The organism is Pseudolactococcus laudensis (genome assembly GCF_013449735.1).
In the GTDB taxonomy this organism is placed as follows: domain Bacteria; phylum Bacillota; class Bacilli; order Lactobacillales; family Streptococcaceae; genus Pseudolactococcus; species Pseudolactococcus laudensis.
This window is the reverse complement of record NZ_JACBNY010000030.1, coordinates 1-13,270: the sequence shown is the minus strand read 5'-3', so window position 1 is coordinate 13,270 and position 13,270 is coordinate 1. Positions and strand designations below refer to the sequence as shown.

General features: G+C 32.4%; 18 protein-coding genes. 16 read left to right on the top strand and 2 right to left on the bottom strand.

The window, feature by feature from the left end:
• Nucleotides 1-211 precede the first annotated feature (211 nt).
• Both HZR21_RS10485 and HZR21_RS10480 read right to left on the bottom strand, forming a co-directional pair.
• Nucleotides 212-625, bottom strand: a complete 414-nt coding sequence (locus tag HZR21_RS10485; RefSeq protein WP_220441117.1) for an ImmA/IrrE family metallo-endopeptidase — start codon at nucleotides 623-625, stop codon at nucleotides 212-214.
• Nucleotides 626-628: 3 nt separating this feature from the next.
• Nucleotides 629-973 carry a helix-turn-helix domain-containing protein gene (locus HZR21_RS10480; protein ID WP_180747587.1) on the bottom strand — a complete coding sequence of 115 codons (345 nt, stop codon included), beginning with the start codon at nucleotides 971-973 and terminating at the stop codon, nucleotides 629-631.
• A gap of 999 nt (nucleotides 974-1,972) precedes the next feature.
• Between HZR21_RS10480 and HZR21_RS10475 the strand changes: the two genes are divergently transcribed.
• From HZR21_RS10475 to HZR21_RS10400, 16 genes are all read left to right on the top strand, one after another.
• Nucleotides 1,973-2,281 (top strand): type II toxin-antitoxin system RelB/DinJ family antitoxin, encoded by a 309-nt coding sequence (locus HZR21_RS10475; protein ID WP_180747586.1) that lies wholly within the window; start codon nucleotides 1,973-1,975, stop codon nucleotides 2,279-2,281.
• A complete protein-coding gene (locus HZR21_RS10470; RefSeq protein WP_180747585.1) occupies nucleotides 2,274-2,618 on the top strand; it encodes a type II toxin-antitoxin system PemK/MazF family toxin in 345 nt (114 codons plus the stop codon). Before HZR21_RS10475 ends, HZR21_RS10470 begins: the two co-directional genes overlap by 8 nt.
• Nucleotides 2,619-2,681: 63 nt before the next feature.
• Nucleotides 2,682-2,957 carry a hypothetical protein gene (locus HZR21_RS10465; protein ID WP_180747584.1) on the top strand — a complete coding sequence of 92 codons (276 nt, stop codon included), beginning with the start codon at nucleotides 2,682-2,684 and terminating at the stop codon, nucleotides 2,955-2,957.
• A gap of 372 nt (nucleotides 2,958-3,329) precedes the next feature.
• Nucleotides 3,330-3,533 (top strand): hypothetical protein, encoded by a 204-nt coding sequence (locus tag HZR21_RS10460; protein WP_180747583.1) that lies wholly within the window; start codon nucleotides 3,330-3,332, stop codon nucleotides 3,531-3,533.
• A 129-nt stretch (nucleotides 3,534-3,662) separates the two neighbouring features.
• The gene (locus tag HZR21_RS10455; protein WP_180747582.1) at nucleotides 3,663-3,974 is read left to right on the top strand and encodes a hypothetical protein; all 312 of its coding nucleotides are present in this window, start codon (nucleotides 3,663-3,665) and stop codon (nucleotides 3,972-3,974) included.
• Nucleotides 3,974-4,504: a hypothetical protein gene (locus HZR21_RS10450; protein ID WP_167842352.1), complete on the top strand. Its 531-nt coding sequence runs from the start codon at nucleotides 3,974-3,976 to the stop codon at nucleotides 4,502-4,504. The genes HZR21_RS10455 and HZR21_RS10450 overlap by 1 nt, the downstream gene beginning before the upstream one ends.
• Before the next feature lie 318 nt (nucleotides 4,505-4,822).
• Nucleotides 4,823-6,121, top strand: a complete 1,299-nt coding sequence (locus HZR21_RS10445; RefSeq protein WP_180747581.1) for an FtsK/SpoIIIE domain-containing protein — start codon at nucleotides 4,823-4,825, stop codon at nucleotides 6,119-6,121.
• Nucleotides 6,122-6,425: 304 nt separating this feature from the next.
• Nucleotides 6,426-6,626, top strand: coding sequence for a hypothetical protein (locus HZR21_RS10440; protein WP_061775298.1), 201 nt, complete (start codon nucleotides 6,426-6,428; stop codon nucleotides 6,624-6,626).
• Nucleotides 6,604-7,866, top strand: coding sequence for a replication initiation factor domain-containing protein (locus HZR21_RS10435; RefSeq protein WP_138492457.1), 1,263 nt, complete (start codon nucleotides 6,604-6,606; stop codon nucleotides 7,864-7,866). Before HZR21_RS10440 ends, HZR21_RS10435 begins: the two co-directional genes overlap by 23 nt.
• Nucleotides 7,859-8,182: a hypothetical protein gene (locus HZR21_RS10430; protein WP_246307850.1), complete on the top strand. Its 324-nt coding sequence runs from the start codon at nucleotides 7,859-7,861 to the stop codon at nucleotides 8,180-8,182. The genes HZR21_RS10435 and HZR21_RS10430 overlap by 8 nt, the downstream gene beginning before the upstream one ends.
• 77 nt (nucleotides 8,183-8,259) lie before the next feature.
• A complete protein-coding gene (locus HZR21_RS10425) occupies nucleotides 8,260-8,544 on the top strand; it encodes a hypothetical protein (protein WP_180747579.1) in 285 nt (94 codons plus the stop codon).
• A gap of 45 nt (nucleotides 8,545-8,589) precedes the next feature.
• Nucleotides 8,590-9,087 (top strand): hypothetical protein, encoded by a 498-nt coding sequence (locus HZR21_RS10420; RefSeq protein WP_180747578.1) that lies wholly within the window; start codon nucleotides 8,590-8,592, stop codon nucleotides 9,085-9,087.
• An 81-nt stretch (nucleotides 9,088-9,168) separates the two neighbouring features.
• Entirely contained in the window at nucleotides 9,169-10,386 is a 1,218-nt protein-coding gene (locus HZR21_RS10415) for a conjugal transfer protein (RefSeq protein ID WP_180747577.1), read from the top strand.
• A 1-nt stretch (nucleotide 10,387) separates the two neighbouring features.
• On the top strand, nucleotides 10,388-10,618 hold the full coding sequence (locus HZR21_RS10410) for a hypothetical protein (protein WP_031367046.1): 231 nt from the start codon (nucleotides 10,388-10,390) through the stop codon (nucleotides 10,616-10,618).
• 1 nt (nucleotide 10,619) lies between these two features.
• Entirely contained in the window at nucleotides 10,620-10,994 is a 375-nt protein-coding gene (locus HZR21_RS10405) for a hypothetical protein (protein ID WP_031367045.1), read from the top strand.
• A 4-nt stretch (nucleotides 10,995-10,998) separates the two neighbouring features.
• Nucleotides 10,999-13,270 (top strand): ATP-binding protein (locus HZR21_RS10400; RefSeq protein WP_180747576.1); only part of this gene is annotated, 2,272 nt, incomplete at its 3' end.

Here is a 13,270-nt window from a genome sequence, read left to right as displayed (position 1 = left end):
TCTAAAATAAGAATAAACAGTCAAGTGGCGTCTGTAACATAAAGAAAAACACAGTAGACCATGCTTAGTTTTCTGTGTTTTTTTCTAATTTCATTTAGAGGTGAATTAATTGGTAGTTATTAGAGGTGCCCTTAATATTTCCTTTCAGATTTTAAATACAAAGAATATCTTTAAATAAATAGTTTTTGAATTATAAAAAAACTTATTTATGCTATTTAATCACACCAAACTTATCAGATATAATATCATTAAATTCATTAACGATAACACCATCAAGATGATATGGCAGGTTCAAGCTATCAATGATTTGTTGACAGTTTGTATCTGGAGTGAAATCATATTTTTGATCTAGCATTTTCATAACTTCACTAATCATATATTGATTGGCTTGGAATTCTATAATATCGTTTTGAAAATGATTAGTAATATATTTTTCACTATCTCCATTAAGAAAATGAGCTGTTTCGTGTAATAGAGTAAGTGAGGTATCTATTTCATTTAAATTTTCATTTATAAAAATTAAAGGTTTATTGTTTTCAATTCCAAAATATCCATGTCCGCCAAATTCCATACATTGAATTTCAATTCCCAGTTCTTTTATTAGTCGTTTAATCTTTGATAGCATATATCAGTTATCCTTGAGTCTATCCTCCATTCTTTTACGTAAAAATTCACGTATTTTTTCACGGTCTTCATCATACATTGGTTTACCGTCAAAAGATTTAAATGTATCAAGAGACTTTTCCAAGTCTTCGTCAAATTGTTTTTGGTTTTTAATGTCGGTATTTCCTAAAAGATAATCAGTAGAAACATTGAAAAAATCAGCAATTTTACTTAGGTTTTTACTTGCAGGTGTTTTTTTCCCTGTTTCCCATTGACCATAAAAAGCAGTAGATATTTTAAGTTTTTCTGCTATTTCTTTTTGAGTAAGTTTTGCTTCTAGACGTAATGCTTTCATACGTTCTTGTATCATTTTTTCTCCTTATAAAAAATTTTTTTATTTTTTTCAAAAGACACTTGACATCATTTCAACCTTTTGGTAGAATTATTTTATCAACCAAAAGGTTGAAACAATTTTTGAAACAAAAGGCTACTCATTATATAATAAATAGCCGAATGGTTCAAGAACACTATTCAAAAACTAACTTGTAAGTCTTGATTACTTTTCTATAAGAAATCAAAAAATAAATCAATTCATACAAAAAACAAATTTTGAATAATTGAACTTTGAAAAATAAATCAGAATCTTTAAGATACTGGCTTACAATTCAGTTGTAATACTTATTAGCACTTTTATTATAACTGATTGTAGAGCCGTTGTCAAAATGATAATGGCGGTGGAACCGTAAAAAGCCCACAGGGGATTGTAGAGTCCTCAGAACACTGCATAGATTTAGTAAGCCAAGACCTTGTAAAAGTGAGCCACAAAGTAAATCTCGGTCTATGTAGTGAACCTGTCTAACAAAGGAACGCATGGCGCTCGAAAAATGACTAAAAGTTTTTCATATGGGTAAAATGTTAGTTGACTTATTCAAGTATTTCAACCTGTTAAAAATTAGATGTTTTAACAGTACAACTGGTGGTAGGTTCAATTTTTCTATGTCTTGAAAATGAAAGATTAGAGATTGAAATTGAAGATTAATGTAATACGAAATATACGGTATCAAGTTATGCTGATATTTTATAATTTTCGGATAGAAAGCAATAGCAATCTGCTGAACATCATACAACATGAATGTGCTTGTTTCTATTAAGTCAGGAAAATAATTGTCAATGAGTATCAACTTAGATATGCTTGTTTCCTGTGAAAATGACAATAGACAATGTTTGTCTGTTGTAAACTGCTTATAAGTATTTTCCCAACTTTCCTTGTAAGTAGTTTAGAGCAGATGAATTTAAAAACAAATAAACACGTTTACTCACAAAAAGCACTCATTTGTGATATAATAGTGTTAATTAAGGAGGGTATATCATGACTACGATACAAATTTCTACAAGAGTTGACGACCAAATAAAAGATATGGCTCAAAAAGTTTTCGAACGCCAAGGTCTGGATATTTCAACTGCTCTCAAAATGTTTATTACTAAAACAGCTTATGAACAAGAAGTACCACTATCTCTTAAAAATAGTGAAATAACTACTCCTTATCCTAGTGATTGGTTTAATGACGAAAGGATAGGTAATAGAAAAAAGATTACTGATCTGGCTTTCAAAAATTCTCAAGTTCAAAAACTAGACTTATCCAAAAAAGAAGATATAAAGGAATTTTTCAATGACTAGAGATGTCAGAGAGCATAGCATTATGATTGCTAATTTAGCATATGACGAGGGCAGGGAATTTGGTTCAAAAACCAGACCTGTTTTTGTTTTGAAATACGATAACGAGATTATTAGTTATTACAATATTACAAGTCATTTTAGTTCAAAGTCTGATTACTATCAATCTAAGTATTTTGAGATAAAAGATTGGGCTTATTCTGGCTTGAATAAACCGTCTTGGATTGATACATTTAAAATTAGGCAAGTTGAGGAAGAATATGTTGTGATAAATTTTGTAGGCTACTTATCTTCACAAGATGAAGCGAGGTTTATAGATTTTTTGACAGGTATTAAATAAGTTGTTTTGACTAGAGAAATCTGGTCTTTTTTTGTTATTTAAATTGATAGGGGAATGATTAGCTTGATTACACAAGAACAAATTGTAGAAAGTGAATACCTTAATTCAAAGGTAGATTATTGGTCTGCTGAAGTTAATAGTAGTCGGTTTTCAACATATCCTAACGGTTTGGTAGTTGAAAGAGTTAGGTTTAGCGAGGAATATCAAGAGGTAGAAAGACAGCTTAATTTTTGGTTTAGGAGATTGAGAGAATTTAACAGTACTTTGACTAATAAGCAAAAAAAGGAATTGAATGCAATATTTAGGAGAAAGAGACTTTTAAAAAAAATACTGACCTGAGCAAGTCTTAAAACTGTATTAACTTATGGAGGTATAGAAAATGTCAAACTGTTTTAGTTGTCCGACTACAAAAGATTATTTTTTCGATTTTGACCTGAACATGTCATAAACTGTTTAGCCATATATAAACGAGATTAATGACTGAATATATCAGTCGGGACTAGGACAGGGTCTTATATACTGTCTGATAATTGAATTAAATGAGATTGAAAACAAGGTACTGAGTATCTTGTTTTTTTAGTAGCTTTTCTTAATGGTAAGATTATATGTTTAAAATATCTAGCGTGTTTTTGGTTCAACGTGTAACAGGTTCAATCCCTGAAAGCTACATAAAATAAAAAATATAAGGAATAGTGGTATAGAAAATGGTTAATGGTTATGCGAAATAAGAGTGATAGCGCCTATAAAAAAGAGATTGAAAAAATGAGTGTTGCGGAGTTGACGGATACGTTGCGTCCTTTTTTTCTTAGAGAGGTGGACAATAATTATGAATTAAAGTCACGAGTTACTTTAGAGGAAGAACAAATAGATTGGATAAGTCATTTTATCTGTACTGATTTGTTCGGTCCTTTTTAATAAGGTGGACTAAACTTGACCCGAACAAGTCTTTAAACTGTGTTTATGTTGTGAAGTCACTATAATCAAAATGCTGTACTTCCAGTTTTTTTAATTTTGATTACAAGTATTAAATTTAGGAGATAAAATATGTCTGCATTAAAAACACTTTCAGTAAAGCTGGAAGAAATTGTCGAGGATAAGAAGATTTGGATCAATCCTAACCCGACTAAACTCAAGAAAACTATGACACAACCTGATTTGTTAGTCTATAGTGCGAGTGGTTTAGATGAGCCTAATTTTCGTGTGGTTGTACCTGCTAATAAAGGCTTTGTGCCTGACGGTCGTGTACAAGTGAAAGTGATCAAACCCAAACTAGGTGGTTTCATGTTTGATGAGGGTATTGCTGGTGTAAAAGATTCCGCTGTCATTTTTGCGGATAGTGTAGAGGAGATGAAATAATGGCAAAAGCAAAGAAAAAATATGGTCTTGATACTTTCAATAAGGAATATTCTGTTGATGTTGAAGCAACTTATGGCGGGTTAACTTATCTTGATACGATTGCTTCGGAACGGTTCAATTATGAAGATACTGAAACTGGTGCAATTTATGACAATCAAGCTGAACTGGATAAAGAGCAACCTGATAAAAACTTACAAAAAGTTGAAAATACACATAAAATTGAGCAACTCTATGTGCAAGTTTATTCAGAAGTCCAAAAAGACAATATGGACATTCGTGTCCCATTAGACTTTGACGACACTAAATTCAAAATGAATGATCGCGTCCGTTTGACTGGTAAAGTTGTTGCTCGATTACAAACGGGCACAAAACGTGTTGAAGTGACTACCGCAAATGGTCGAACACGTCAAGAAGTAGTGCCTGATTATTATTTCACGGTCTCTGCTGAAGGCTTGGAAAAAGTAAGTGATCACTCAACTGCTCCTGCACCACAACCACCCAAACCAAAAGAAGAAAGTCAAAAGAAATAATCTTTGATTTTTAGGGAGTGGTGTTAAATGAAGTTGTTAAAACAGATTTTCTACTTTAGAGGTATAAAAATAGGTAAAAAAGAAAAAATAGTATCAAGAATGACAGTTACTATTTTACTTTTGCCTTTTTTACTTTTATTTGGTCTTTTGACTTATCTTTTATTTTCACAACTGAGTTCAAATTTATATTTCTTGCTTGTTTACTTTCTTTTTGTAGTTCTGATAAGTTTTATTGGTACTTTTATTTTGTATCGGTTGCTTCATATCAAATTTTGGTTTTTTAAAAAACTAGGAAATAGAAGATTATTATATCGTCATTTGTTAGAAAATAAAATTTATTATCCTATAAAACGTAAAGATAAACCCGATAAAATCAAACTACCTAATGTTTACCTCAAACAAAATAAGTACACCATTGTGGTCACTTTTCAGTTAGAGGGTCGACAATTTCAGGATAAGTTTTTAAATATTGGTGGCGCTTTAGAAGTGATGTACTCTGCAGATATGATGGGTAGAATAGATGAAAAAGGCTATATTAGCTATGTCTATTCTGCGGACACTATCTTAGGTCGCATCTCAGCTAAAGATGTACGTGTGGTTGACAAAGGACTTATCCTTATGGAAGATGTCTTTTGGGACTTTGTGCATAACCCTCATCTGTTAATTGCTGGTGGTACTGGTGGTGGTAAAACGGTTCTCTTACGCTCTATTTTAAATGGACTGCTTAGAGAGGGTCTTGTCGAGATACTAGACCCTAAACAAGCTGATTTTGTTTCTTTAGCTGAATTACCAGTCCTACAGGATAGGGTGGTTTTTGAAGTAGCTGATATGATTAATAAAATTATTGAGTTTAAAGAAAACATGGAAATTCGTTATGCGACAATGCGTCAACTTCAAAAAGAAAAAAATCAAAAAGAGCTAGGCAATTTTCAAGAATATGAATTGAAACCTGCTTTTTTAATCATTGACGAGTTTCCCTCTTTACGTGCTATGATGTCAGAAGATAGAGAAATGATGTTAGAAGCTGAGCGGGCTATGGGAGCTTTAAAACAGATTATCTTGAAAGGTCGTCAAGCGGGCTTCTTTGCGATTATCGCAACTCAGAATGTAAAAGCTGATGATTTACCGTCCACCTTTAAAGATAATATCATGACACGTATTTCAGTTGGTCGTTTGTCTCAATTCTCATATGAGGTTATTTTTGGGGAAGAAAACAAAAATAAATACTTTAAGTATATTGAACAAATTAATGGCGAACGTGTTTATGGTCGTGGTTATTATGGTGTATTTGGTAGTCCTGCTAGAGAGTTTTTCTCTCCTGAATTGCCTGACTCTAAAGAGTTTTCATTTTATGATGAGTTTGAGACTTTAGAAAGGGTTGATTTGGAATTTGATAAGCAAGATGTTGTCATCAAAATTTATACGGCTAAAGAATTATCAGATGAACTGAAACTTGATTATCGAGTTTTCAAAAAGTATAAGTCTGAGTTTGAAACAGCAGGTCAAGAATTTGACAAAACGTTTAGTACTTCTGATTTAATTATGTTTGAAAGGGCAATTAGCTATAAGTCGAGTGGTAAAACTTACCAAGTAGCTGTTAGTGAAGCGATATTGTGATGAAACAATCAAAAACGAGAACCTTTGAGCGGTGGACTTGTCTGTGGAACGAGACCGTAAAAGACGTGGCGAAAAGCGGAGCCGTCAGGCGGAAGCGTATTGAGTGCGGTTTTTACGGTCTTGTTACGCAGTTACAAGACATTTGCCTATGCCCGCAAGGGCATAGGCAAAACAGCTTACACCCCGAATTGTAATACGGGGTGTAACAATATAACCAACTTAATAAACTCTTTATTTAAAGGCTTCTAGGTAAGCTTGATTGGTTATATGGAAATCAAGAAAAGATTAGAAAAGAGATTTAAATATGAAATATTATGCGGTTGTTGTAAAAGGCGAAAATAGCGTTTTTGATGAATCATACGTGATTGGCGCTAATAGCCTAATGGAAGTTGAAAGTGACATTAGCACACATTATTGTGGTAATGATTTCTCATTAGCACGCTATCAGATGACAGAAATTACTAAAAAGGAGTATCTGGTTCATGACGATAGACGAAAGTTTTGATTTAAAAGGTATTATGAAAAACTACCTTTTATCTCAAAAAGATGTCGGTAAGATAGTTGGTGTTTCACAAGTATTTATTTCTAATGTGCTTTCTGGTAAAAAAACATTAAGCCCTAAAAAGAAGCAAGTTCTCCTTGATTATCTGAGTTACAATTCAAAATATGAGCTAGAAACAAGTGTTGACTATCTAAGAATTAGACTTAAAACTTTGAAGTGGTTTGAAGTGATTGAAGATTTACTCCTCATGGATAGTAACTTATTCAATATTGATGTATCAAGTATGCACAACTACAACATGAGTATGTCTTATGGCAGTATACGAATTTTACGTCATAGTGAAAATATTGATATGGGTACACTTGTTGAGTTTAATGGTGGTGGTTGTCGTGAGTTTGAACAGGAACTTAAAGACCAAAATAGAACATGGAAACAATTTTTTCAAGATTGTTTCTTTTTTTCTATGGAACAAAAAAAAGTATCTAATTTTGAAGATTTAGATGATTACTTAAAATTCACTCGTCTTGATTTAGCGACTGATGAAATGTACTCTAAAAAAGGTAACTATGATTTACGTAAACTTTATGACAAAATGTTGGCAGGTCAAATTCAAACACCTTTCAGACAATTTTCGTCAAATGAAAGTTTCTTATACCGAGACGGCGAGTTTATCTCTACTGGCTTATCTTTATATTTTGGTTCACGTAAAAGTAAGTCAATCTATATCAATTTCTATGAAAAAGATAAAGAACAATCAATGGTACGTGATTTATATCTTGATGAAATTCATGAATTATACGGTTATAAAAACCGTTATGAAATAAGGTTATTTGGGGATAAAGCGACACAAGTCATTTTTGATTTCTGGTATAACGATATTCCACTACAAAATTTAGCAGGTCAAATTATCTCTCATTACTTGGATATTAAGGACGATAAAGGTAATTGGGATATTGAATGGTTAGATGTTTTTGGTTCAGATAAAAGTTATGGCTTTGTCAATAAACCTAGGGAAGTCAGTTATGACCGAACATTAAAATGGCTTGATTCATCTGTTTTTGCTTCTTTGAAAAGAAACATGGAGATTGATAGATTAACTGGTTCTCGGAAAACAATGGAGTTGTTTAACGAAAAAGAACTTGATGAAAAAAATCAACATTTAGTAGATTCTATTGTTAAACAGAAAAAGGAAAGGGCATTTTATGACAACTTCCATGAAATGATTGAACTTGAATATGACTGATTTAACATTATCTGAAATTGAAAAAATCAATGAAGCACGTGAAAGGCGTTTGATTGAAGCTGCTTTAAAAAGCAGCACTCAAAAATTTCGTGGCAGTTATGAAGCTAAAAGAAAAATCATGATGAAAAACATCAATAGTGAAGCGTGTCAAATCATGCGTATCAAAATTGATATTTTGTGTGATCATAACTATTTGCGACATGACAGAAGAAAATTTGATTACAGACATCTCTATTATGGTTGGACTAATGCGCAAAAACTGCAAGAACTCAAAAGGTTAAACATTGAATATGACAAATTACTCTATCGGGAGTAAGTGATTAAAATAATGATTGGGCGGGTATTGAACTTTTAAAAAAAACTAACTTTTAAGAAAACGAAGAGGTATAACCTATGGCAAATGCAACACAAGAATATCCAAAAATTGACCCCAAAAAAACGAATCAACTGATTAGTACATTAGGGGAGCTGGTAGAAAAACACAATTTTGATGAAGCGTGGACGATTGCAGGACAGCTAAATAGTATTTTAAAAGAACAAGCTGAGAATTTAAATGGGGCTGAATACAGCGCTTTGGAGGGTGTTATTAAGTCCTATTATTCTCTTAATGAACAACACAAAAAATTCAGTCAACGTACCTATGCTTTTGCACGTAAGGCAAATGATTTAGCGAGTTAATCTGAATGTGGGTGGTATTATTTTAATCAATAGAAAGAGGATAAAATGAAAATTAATGTTTATGAAATGATTGAAGATGATAAATTCTTCATCGGTAGTTATCCTGACAATTTTTCAAAAGGTCGGTGGTTTACTGTTGAGGAGCTTATTTATTCTAGTTATGAAAAAATTGAAGCTGAGTATTTAGATAAATACAATCCTAACGGACAGCCTGAGTTAGAACTTGGTGTATTTGATATAGAGAATGTTTCTGGTCTATGGAGTGGGGAATATGATGTTTCATCTTTAATTAATAAATTACGTGAAATTGAGTCAACTGAATATTATGAAATTGACTTAGAGATTTACGAATTTACAGAAGAATTTTTTGAAGAAACTGGTATGTCAATTTATGATGTCGCACGTGCAGTTTATTTTGGTAATATCAAAGGCTGGAATGATGATTATATCGGTTTCAATGGTTACGGTAACTTTGAGACTTATTCTGAAACAGATTACCAGTCACAAATTGATATGTATGTAAAAGACTTAGATCTTTTTTAAATTAAGGGGCGCAAATGTCAAAATTTGCGTTCTTATAATAGCAAAACAGAAAGGTTTGTTATATGAAAAGGAGTAAAAAAATTGAGTGAACAAGAAGAACTCTACTATGAATTAAGTGATATTGCGCATGAAATGAAAATCAGAGTAAGTGATTTAATTATAGTTGCTAAAGAGTTAGAGTTTGGCGAGGTCAAACCTGATGATTTATTTACTTTATCAGAAGCTAAACAACTCATTGCACGATATGATGAAAAACAAAACGAGCCTGAAAAAGTGCCTGAGAAAAAAGACAAAGGTTTACTGAAAAAACTCAGAACTAAGAAAGATGAATTGTTTGCGCCTAAAGATGATAAGAAAAACAAGAAAACTGTTACTTTCATCAATAAGCCCAAGAAAAAATTCACACTTAAAGGTTCTGGTACTTTCAAAAGTAAAGTCCTTGTCTATGGCACAATTGGCTTATTATTGAGCTTGTCAGTTGGCGCAACAACTTTATCCATTCTGTCACGGTCAAAAGCATTGTCTAAACCAACTGTCTCAGTTGTATCTGATAAGCGTATATTGAGTGAAACAGACAATAAAGTCAATGTTTATATGACTAGCTTTATTAATAGTTATTTTAACTACTCGTCACAAAATACTGGCGATTATTCAAAAAAATTAACTGAGTATTTTGGCGATAATGTCAATATGACTTATCTACCTGAAAATAAAAGTGATATGAAATTAGTATCAAGTACTTTACTTAAAATTGAAAACAATTTAGCTACATATGTTGTCAATTACCAAGTAAAAGAAAATTCAGAAGATAAAAACAGTAAATTTCTTGATAGGTCTGTAGAATTTAACATTCCGTTTGCTAGTAAAGCTGACAGATTTTATGTGTCAGATACACCTTTCGTGACTGCCCTAAGCGAGTTACAAGGTAATAATGTTAAAAAACAAGGTCTGACAAAACAAACACAAGACTATACAGAAAGTGAAGTTAAAAAGTTTGGCACGTTCTTAGAAGCCTTTTTCACGGCTTATACAACTGATGATAAAACACTTGCTACTATGAGTGCTGATATTGTCGGTATTAAAGGCTATAAGTTTGATAAGTTACTTTACACTTATTATGCTAAAGGTGCTTCTGGTACAACAACTGCTGTTGTGACGGTCTCTTTCAAAGACAGTCTCAATTCAATTCATAAAGAAAATTTTGAGTTGTCAATTAAGAAAAATGGGGATACTTGGTTTGTCAAAACACTAAATCACGGTGTCTCACAAGATTATTTTAAAGAAGAAAAGGAAAAATAAAATGACTAATATTTTAAACGCTGTCGCATTACTTATTCTAATCGGTGCTGGTATCGGTGCTTTGAAAGCTTTTGCGAAAGGCGATAAGACAAACGCATTAATGACTGGCTTAATAGGACTTACGGTATCTAGTATTCTAAGTCCAACAACATTTGAAGCATGGAAAGTAGTGATTAGTTCTGTGATTTCTGGAGTTGGTAAAGTAATTAACGGTATTTCTGGTTCTTTGTAATATGGAAGATAAAGAGAGATACCCTGATAGGGATACATTTTCATACCAATTATCATTAGAAGCACCTTCATATTTACCACCAATACCTTTGGTTGGCGAAAAGAAATTATCATGGGCTTTTTATTTGATTTTAGAGTTTACTTTGTCAATGCTTTTCTTTTGGAAAGTATTATTTTTCTTTTCAGTGTATTGGGCATTTATATTTTCGGCTTTAATTGCTTGGAACTTTGCTGACCCTGTGGCTGATTTAAAGATTGATGGTAAATTCTTTCATAGATATTTGTTTGATAAAATCATGTATTGGTTGATTTACGGTAGAAGAAAAAACACACATTACCTATCACAAGGTAATCTTATAAAGAAAATAAGGAGTTAGAAATTTGAATAAAAGAAATGGGATTGTTGCTTTTCACGGTAATTTGATGTTACGGTCAAATCTTGATGTCTATGCAATGTACGAAATTCCTGAAACGATTGTTAATACAGTAGATATTACACTGAAAAATGAATTTAAGGACTTGGTATCTGATACTTTATCTGATTTAGAAATTTTCGGTGGCTTTGAAGTCTCAACGATTCCATTTTCTACAGAAGCAACACATAATTATAAGTTTTTGGAGCAGGACTTAGCAGAAGATACTAAACCAGTTGGCTTGTATCTTATGAAAAGGCAAGCTGAGGAGCTTAAAAAACAAATTGGCGAAACTTCTCAGGATAGATTCTTTTTAACTATACCGCTTAGAAATAATCATGTGTCACTTGATTTTAAAGACGGTCTTAAAACAGCTATTACTGATTTTTCAAATAGAGTAATGGCAACAACTGGTTCTGATGTTACTTTTGATGAAGATTGGTATGAACGATTTGAAGAACTTAATCATGAAATTTATCAAACACTGTTACCACTCAACGGCTATATGCCAACACAAGACCAGACAATTTTCGTCAATAATAATCACTATTTACGTGGTATGTCAGTAGATAGAGAGCTTGAAATTATTCAAGTTGAAAATAACATTGATAATTTTGGCAGTGCTGGTGTTAGTTTTGAAAATTATGGTATTTTAACTTTAAGTGACGGTGCGCAAACAACTTACTTAGCTATATTGCCGATTGCCATACCACCGTCAAACTTATCTTATAATCACTTTATCGAAAGACGGCGATTACTAGGTTTTGATACAGAGGTACAAACAAAGGCTATCTTTGCTAAGAAGAATGGCTTTAATTCAATGCAACAACGTGCCAATCGTGCTAAGCAAAAACATAAAAAAACAAATGAAGATATTGCCATGAGAAATGGTATTGTTCGTGATGAAATCGGACAAGCAGAAGCCCTTTCAGAAGATTTAGTAAAAAAATCAAATCGTGGCGAAACAATTATCTCTTATCTTCAATCAATGTTTGTCTATGATGATGATTATGATCGCTTACAAGAAAAAATAAAAATCGTCATGCGCAATTTCAAAAAAATTGGTATTGAATTGGCACGTGCTAAAGACGACCAAGTTTATCTTTTTTATAAACATAGATTGACTGAGCCTTTATTTGAGAATGAACGCAGATACTTACAAACAACCACAATGGCAGGCTTTGCGGAAAGTCTGTTTTTTACTGGTCAAAAAGTAGGTTCTGATGTTGGCTTGTATATGGGTAGAGTGGATTCAAGATATGACCGTTGGTCTGGTGGTTATAAAGAAGCACTCCAAAATTCGAGAAATCTTGTTTATTATAATCTGTTACAAGCTAATAAGTTAGATGTTGAGGGTAAAATTAGCTTTGACGGTCTTGTAAAAGTAACAGGTCAAATGGGCATGGGAAAATCTTTCTTTGTTAAGCAAATGTTCGTCATGAATAGTATTTTGAAAACAAAATTGCTTTACTTTGACCCCAAAGCAGAAGTTAGAAAACAATTCATGAAAGTTTTACATGAGTATGAAAGTCAAGGTATCTATCCTGAAATTTGTGACTATATCAAACAGATTAATTTTGTGACCATTGACGCTAGAAATTCTGAAAATCACGGTGTCCTTGACCCGTTAGTATTCTTGACAGGTCAAGAAGCTAAAAACTTGATTATTTCTATGATAGGCGAGTTTTACGATTTGAAACAAAATGAACAATTTGAAAAAGAATTGTTACAAATGATTGAAAAATATCTTGTCTTGCGTGAAAATGGCGAAAAAGTCGGTACTAAAAATATCATGGAAGCCCTCACTAAGAGTGAAACGGATAGAGTGAGAATTACGGCGGAGTTACTACTTGAAAAAATGAGTAACTCTACTTTATCTCTTTGTTTCTCAGATGGTCAAAATAAAGCCATTAGTATGTCAAAACGTATTTCAATTATTGAAGTAACTGGTCTTGAATTACCGACAAGTGAAACAAGTATTACTGAAAATCAAAGACAGTCTCTAGTCGCTCTTTATGCCCTAGGTCAATTCTGTTACAAATTTGGTTCTGAAAGCAAGAAAGAATCAATTACTTTCATTGATGAAGCATGGTTCTTTAATATTACTGATGTGGGTAGAGAAATTATTATGAAAATCAGACGAACTGGTCGGTCGTTTAATAATTTCTTGGTATTCGTTTCTCAATCTCACAAAGATTCTAATTCAGAATTAGATGATACTGGTTTTGGTACATTGTTTA

Bases quoted from the DNA above. Each gene is read 5' to 3' on its own strand.
- HZR21_RS10485 (WP_220441117.1), bottom strand. From the start codon at position 625: ATGCTATCAAAGATTAAACGACTAATAAAAGAACTGGGAATTGAAATT.
- HZR21_RS10480 (WP_180747587.1), bottom strand. From the start codon at position 973: ATGATACAAGAACGTATGAAAGCATTACGTCTAGAAGCAAAACTTACT.
- HZR21_RS10475 (WP_180747586.1), top strand. From the start codon at position 1,973: ATGACTACGATACAAATTTCTACAAGAGTTGACGACCAAATAAAAGAT.
- HZR21_RS10470 (WP_180747585.1), top strand. From the start codon at position 2,274: ATGACTAGAGATGTCAGAGAGCATAGCATTATGATTGCTAATTTAGCA.
- HZR21_RS10460 (WP_180747583.1), top strand. From the start codon at position 3,330: ATGGTTATGCGAAATAAGAGTGATAGCGCCTATAAAAAAGAGATTGAA.
- HZR21_RS10455 (WP_180747582.1), top strand. From the start codon at position 3,663: ATGTCTGCATTAAAAACACTTTCAGTAAAGCTGGAAGAAATTGTCGAG.
- HZR21_RS10450 (WP_167842352.1), top strand. From the start codon at position 3,974: ATGGCAAAAGCAAAGAAAAAATATGGTCTTGATACTTTCAATAAGGAA.
- HZR21_RS10440 (WP_061775298.1), top strand. From the start codon at position 6,426: ATGAAATATTATGCGGTTGTTGTAAAAGGCGAAAATAGCGTTTTTGAT.
- HZR21_RS10435 (WP_138492457.1), top strand. From the start codon at position 6,604: ATGACGATAGACGAAAGTTTTGATTTAAAAGGTATTATGAAAAACTAC.
- HZR21_RS10430 (WP_246307850.1), top strand. From the start codon at position 7,859: ATGACTGATTTAACATTATCTGAAATTGAAAAAATCAATGAAGCACGT.
- HZR21_RS10425 (WP_180747579.1), top strand. From the start codon at position 8,260: ATGGCAAATGCAACACAAGAATATCCAAAAATTGACCCCAAAAAAACG.
- HZR21_RS10420 (WP_180747578.1), top strand. From the start codon at position 8,590: ATGAAAATTAATGTTTATGAAATGATTGAAGATGATAAATTCTTCATC.
- HZR21_RS10410 (WP_031367046.1), top strand. From the start codon at position 10,388: ATGACTAATATTTTAAACGCTGTCGCATTACTTATTCTAATCGGTGCT.
- HZR21_RS10405 (WP_031367045.1), top strand. From the start codon at position 10,620: ATGGAAGATAAAGAGAGATACCCTGATAGGGATACATTTTCATACCAA.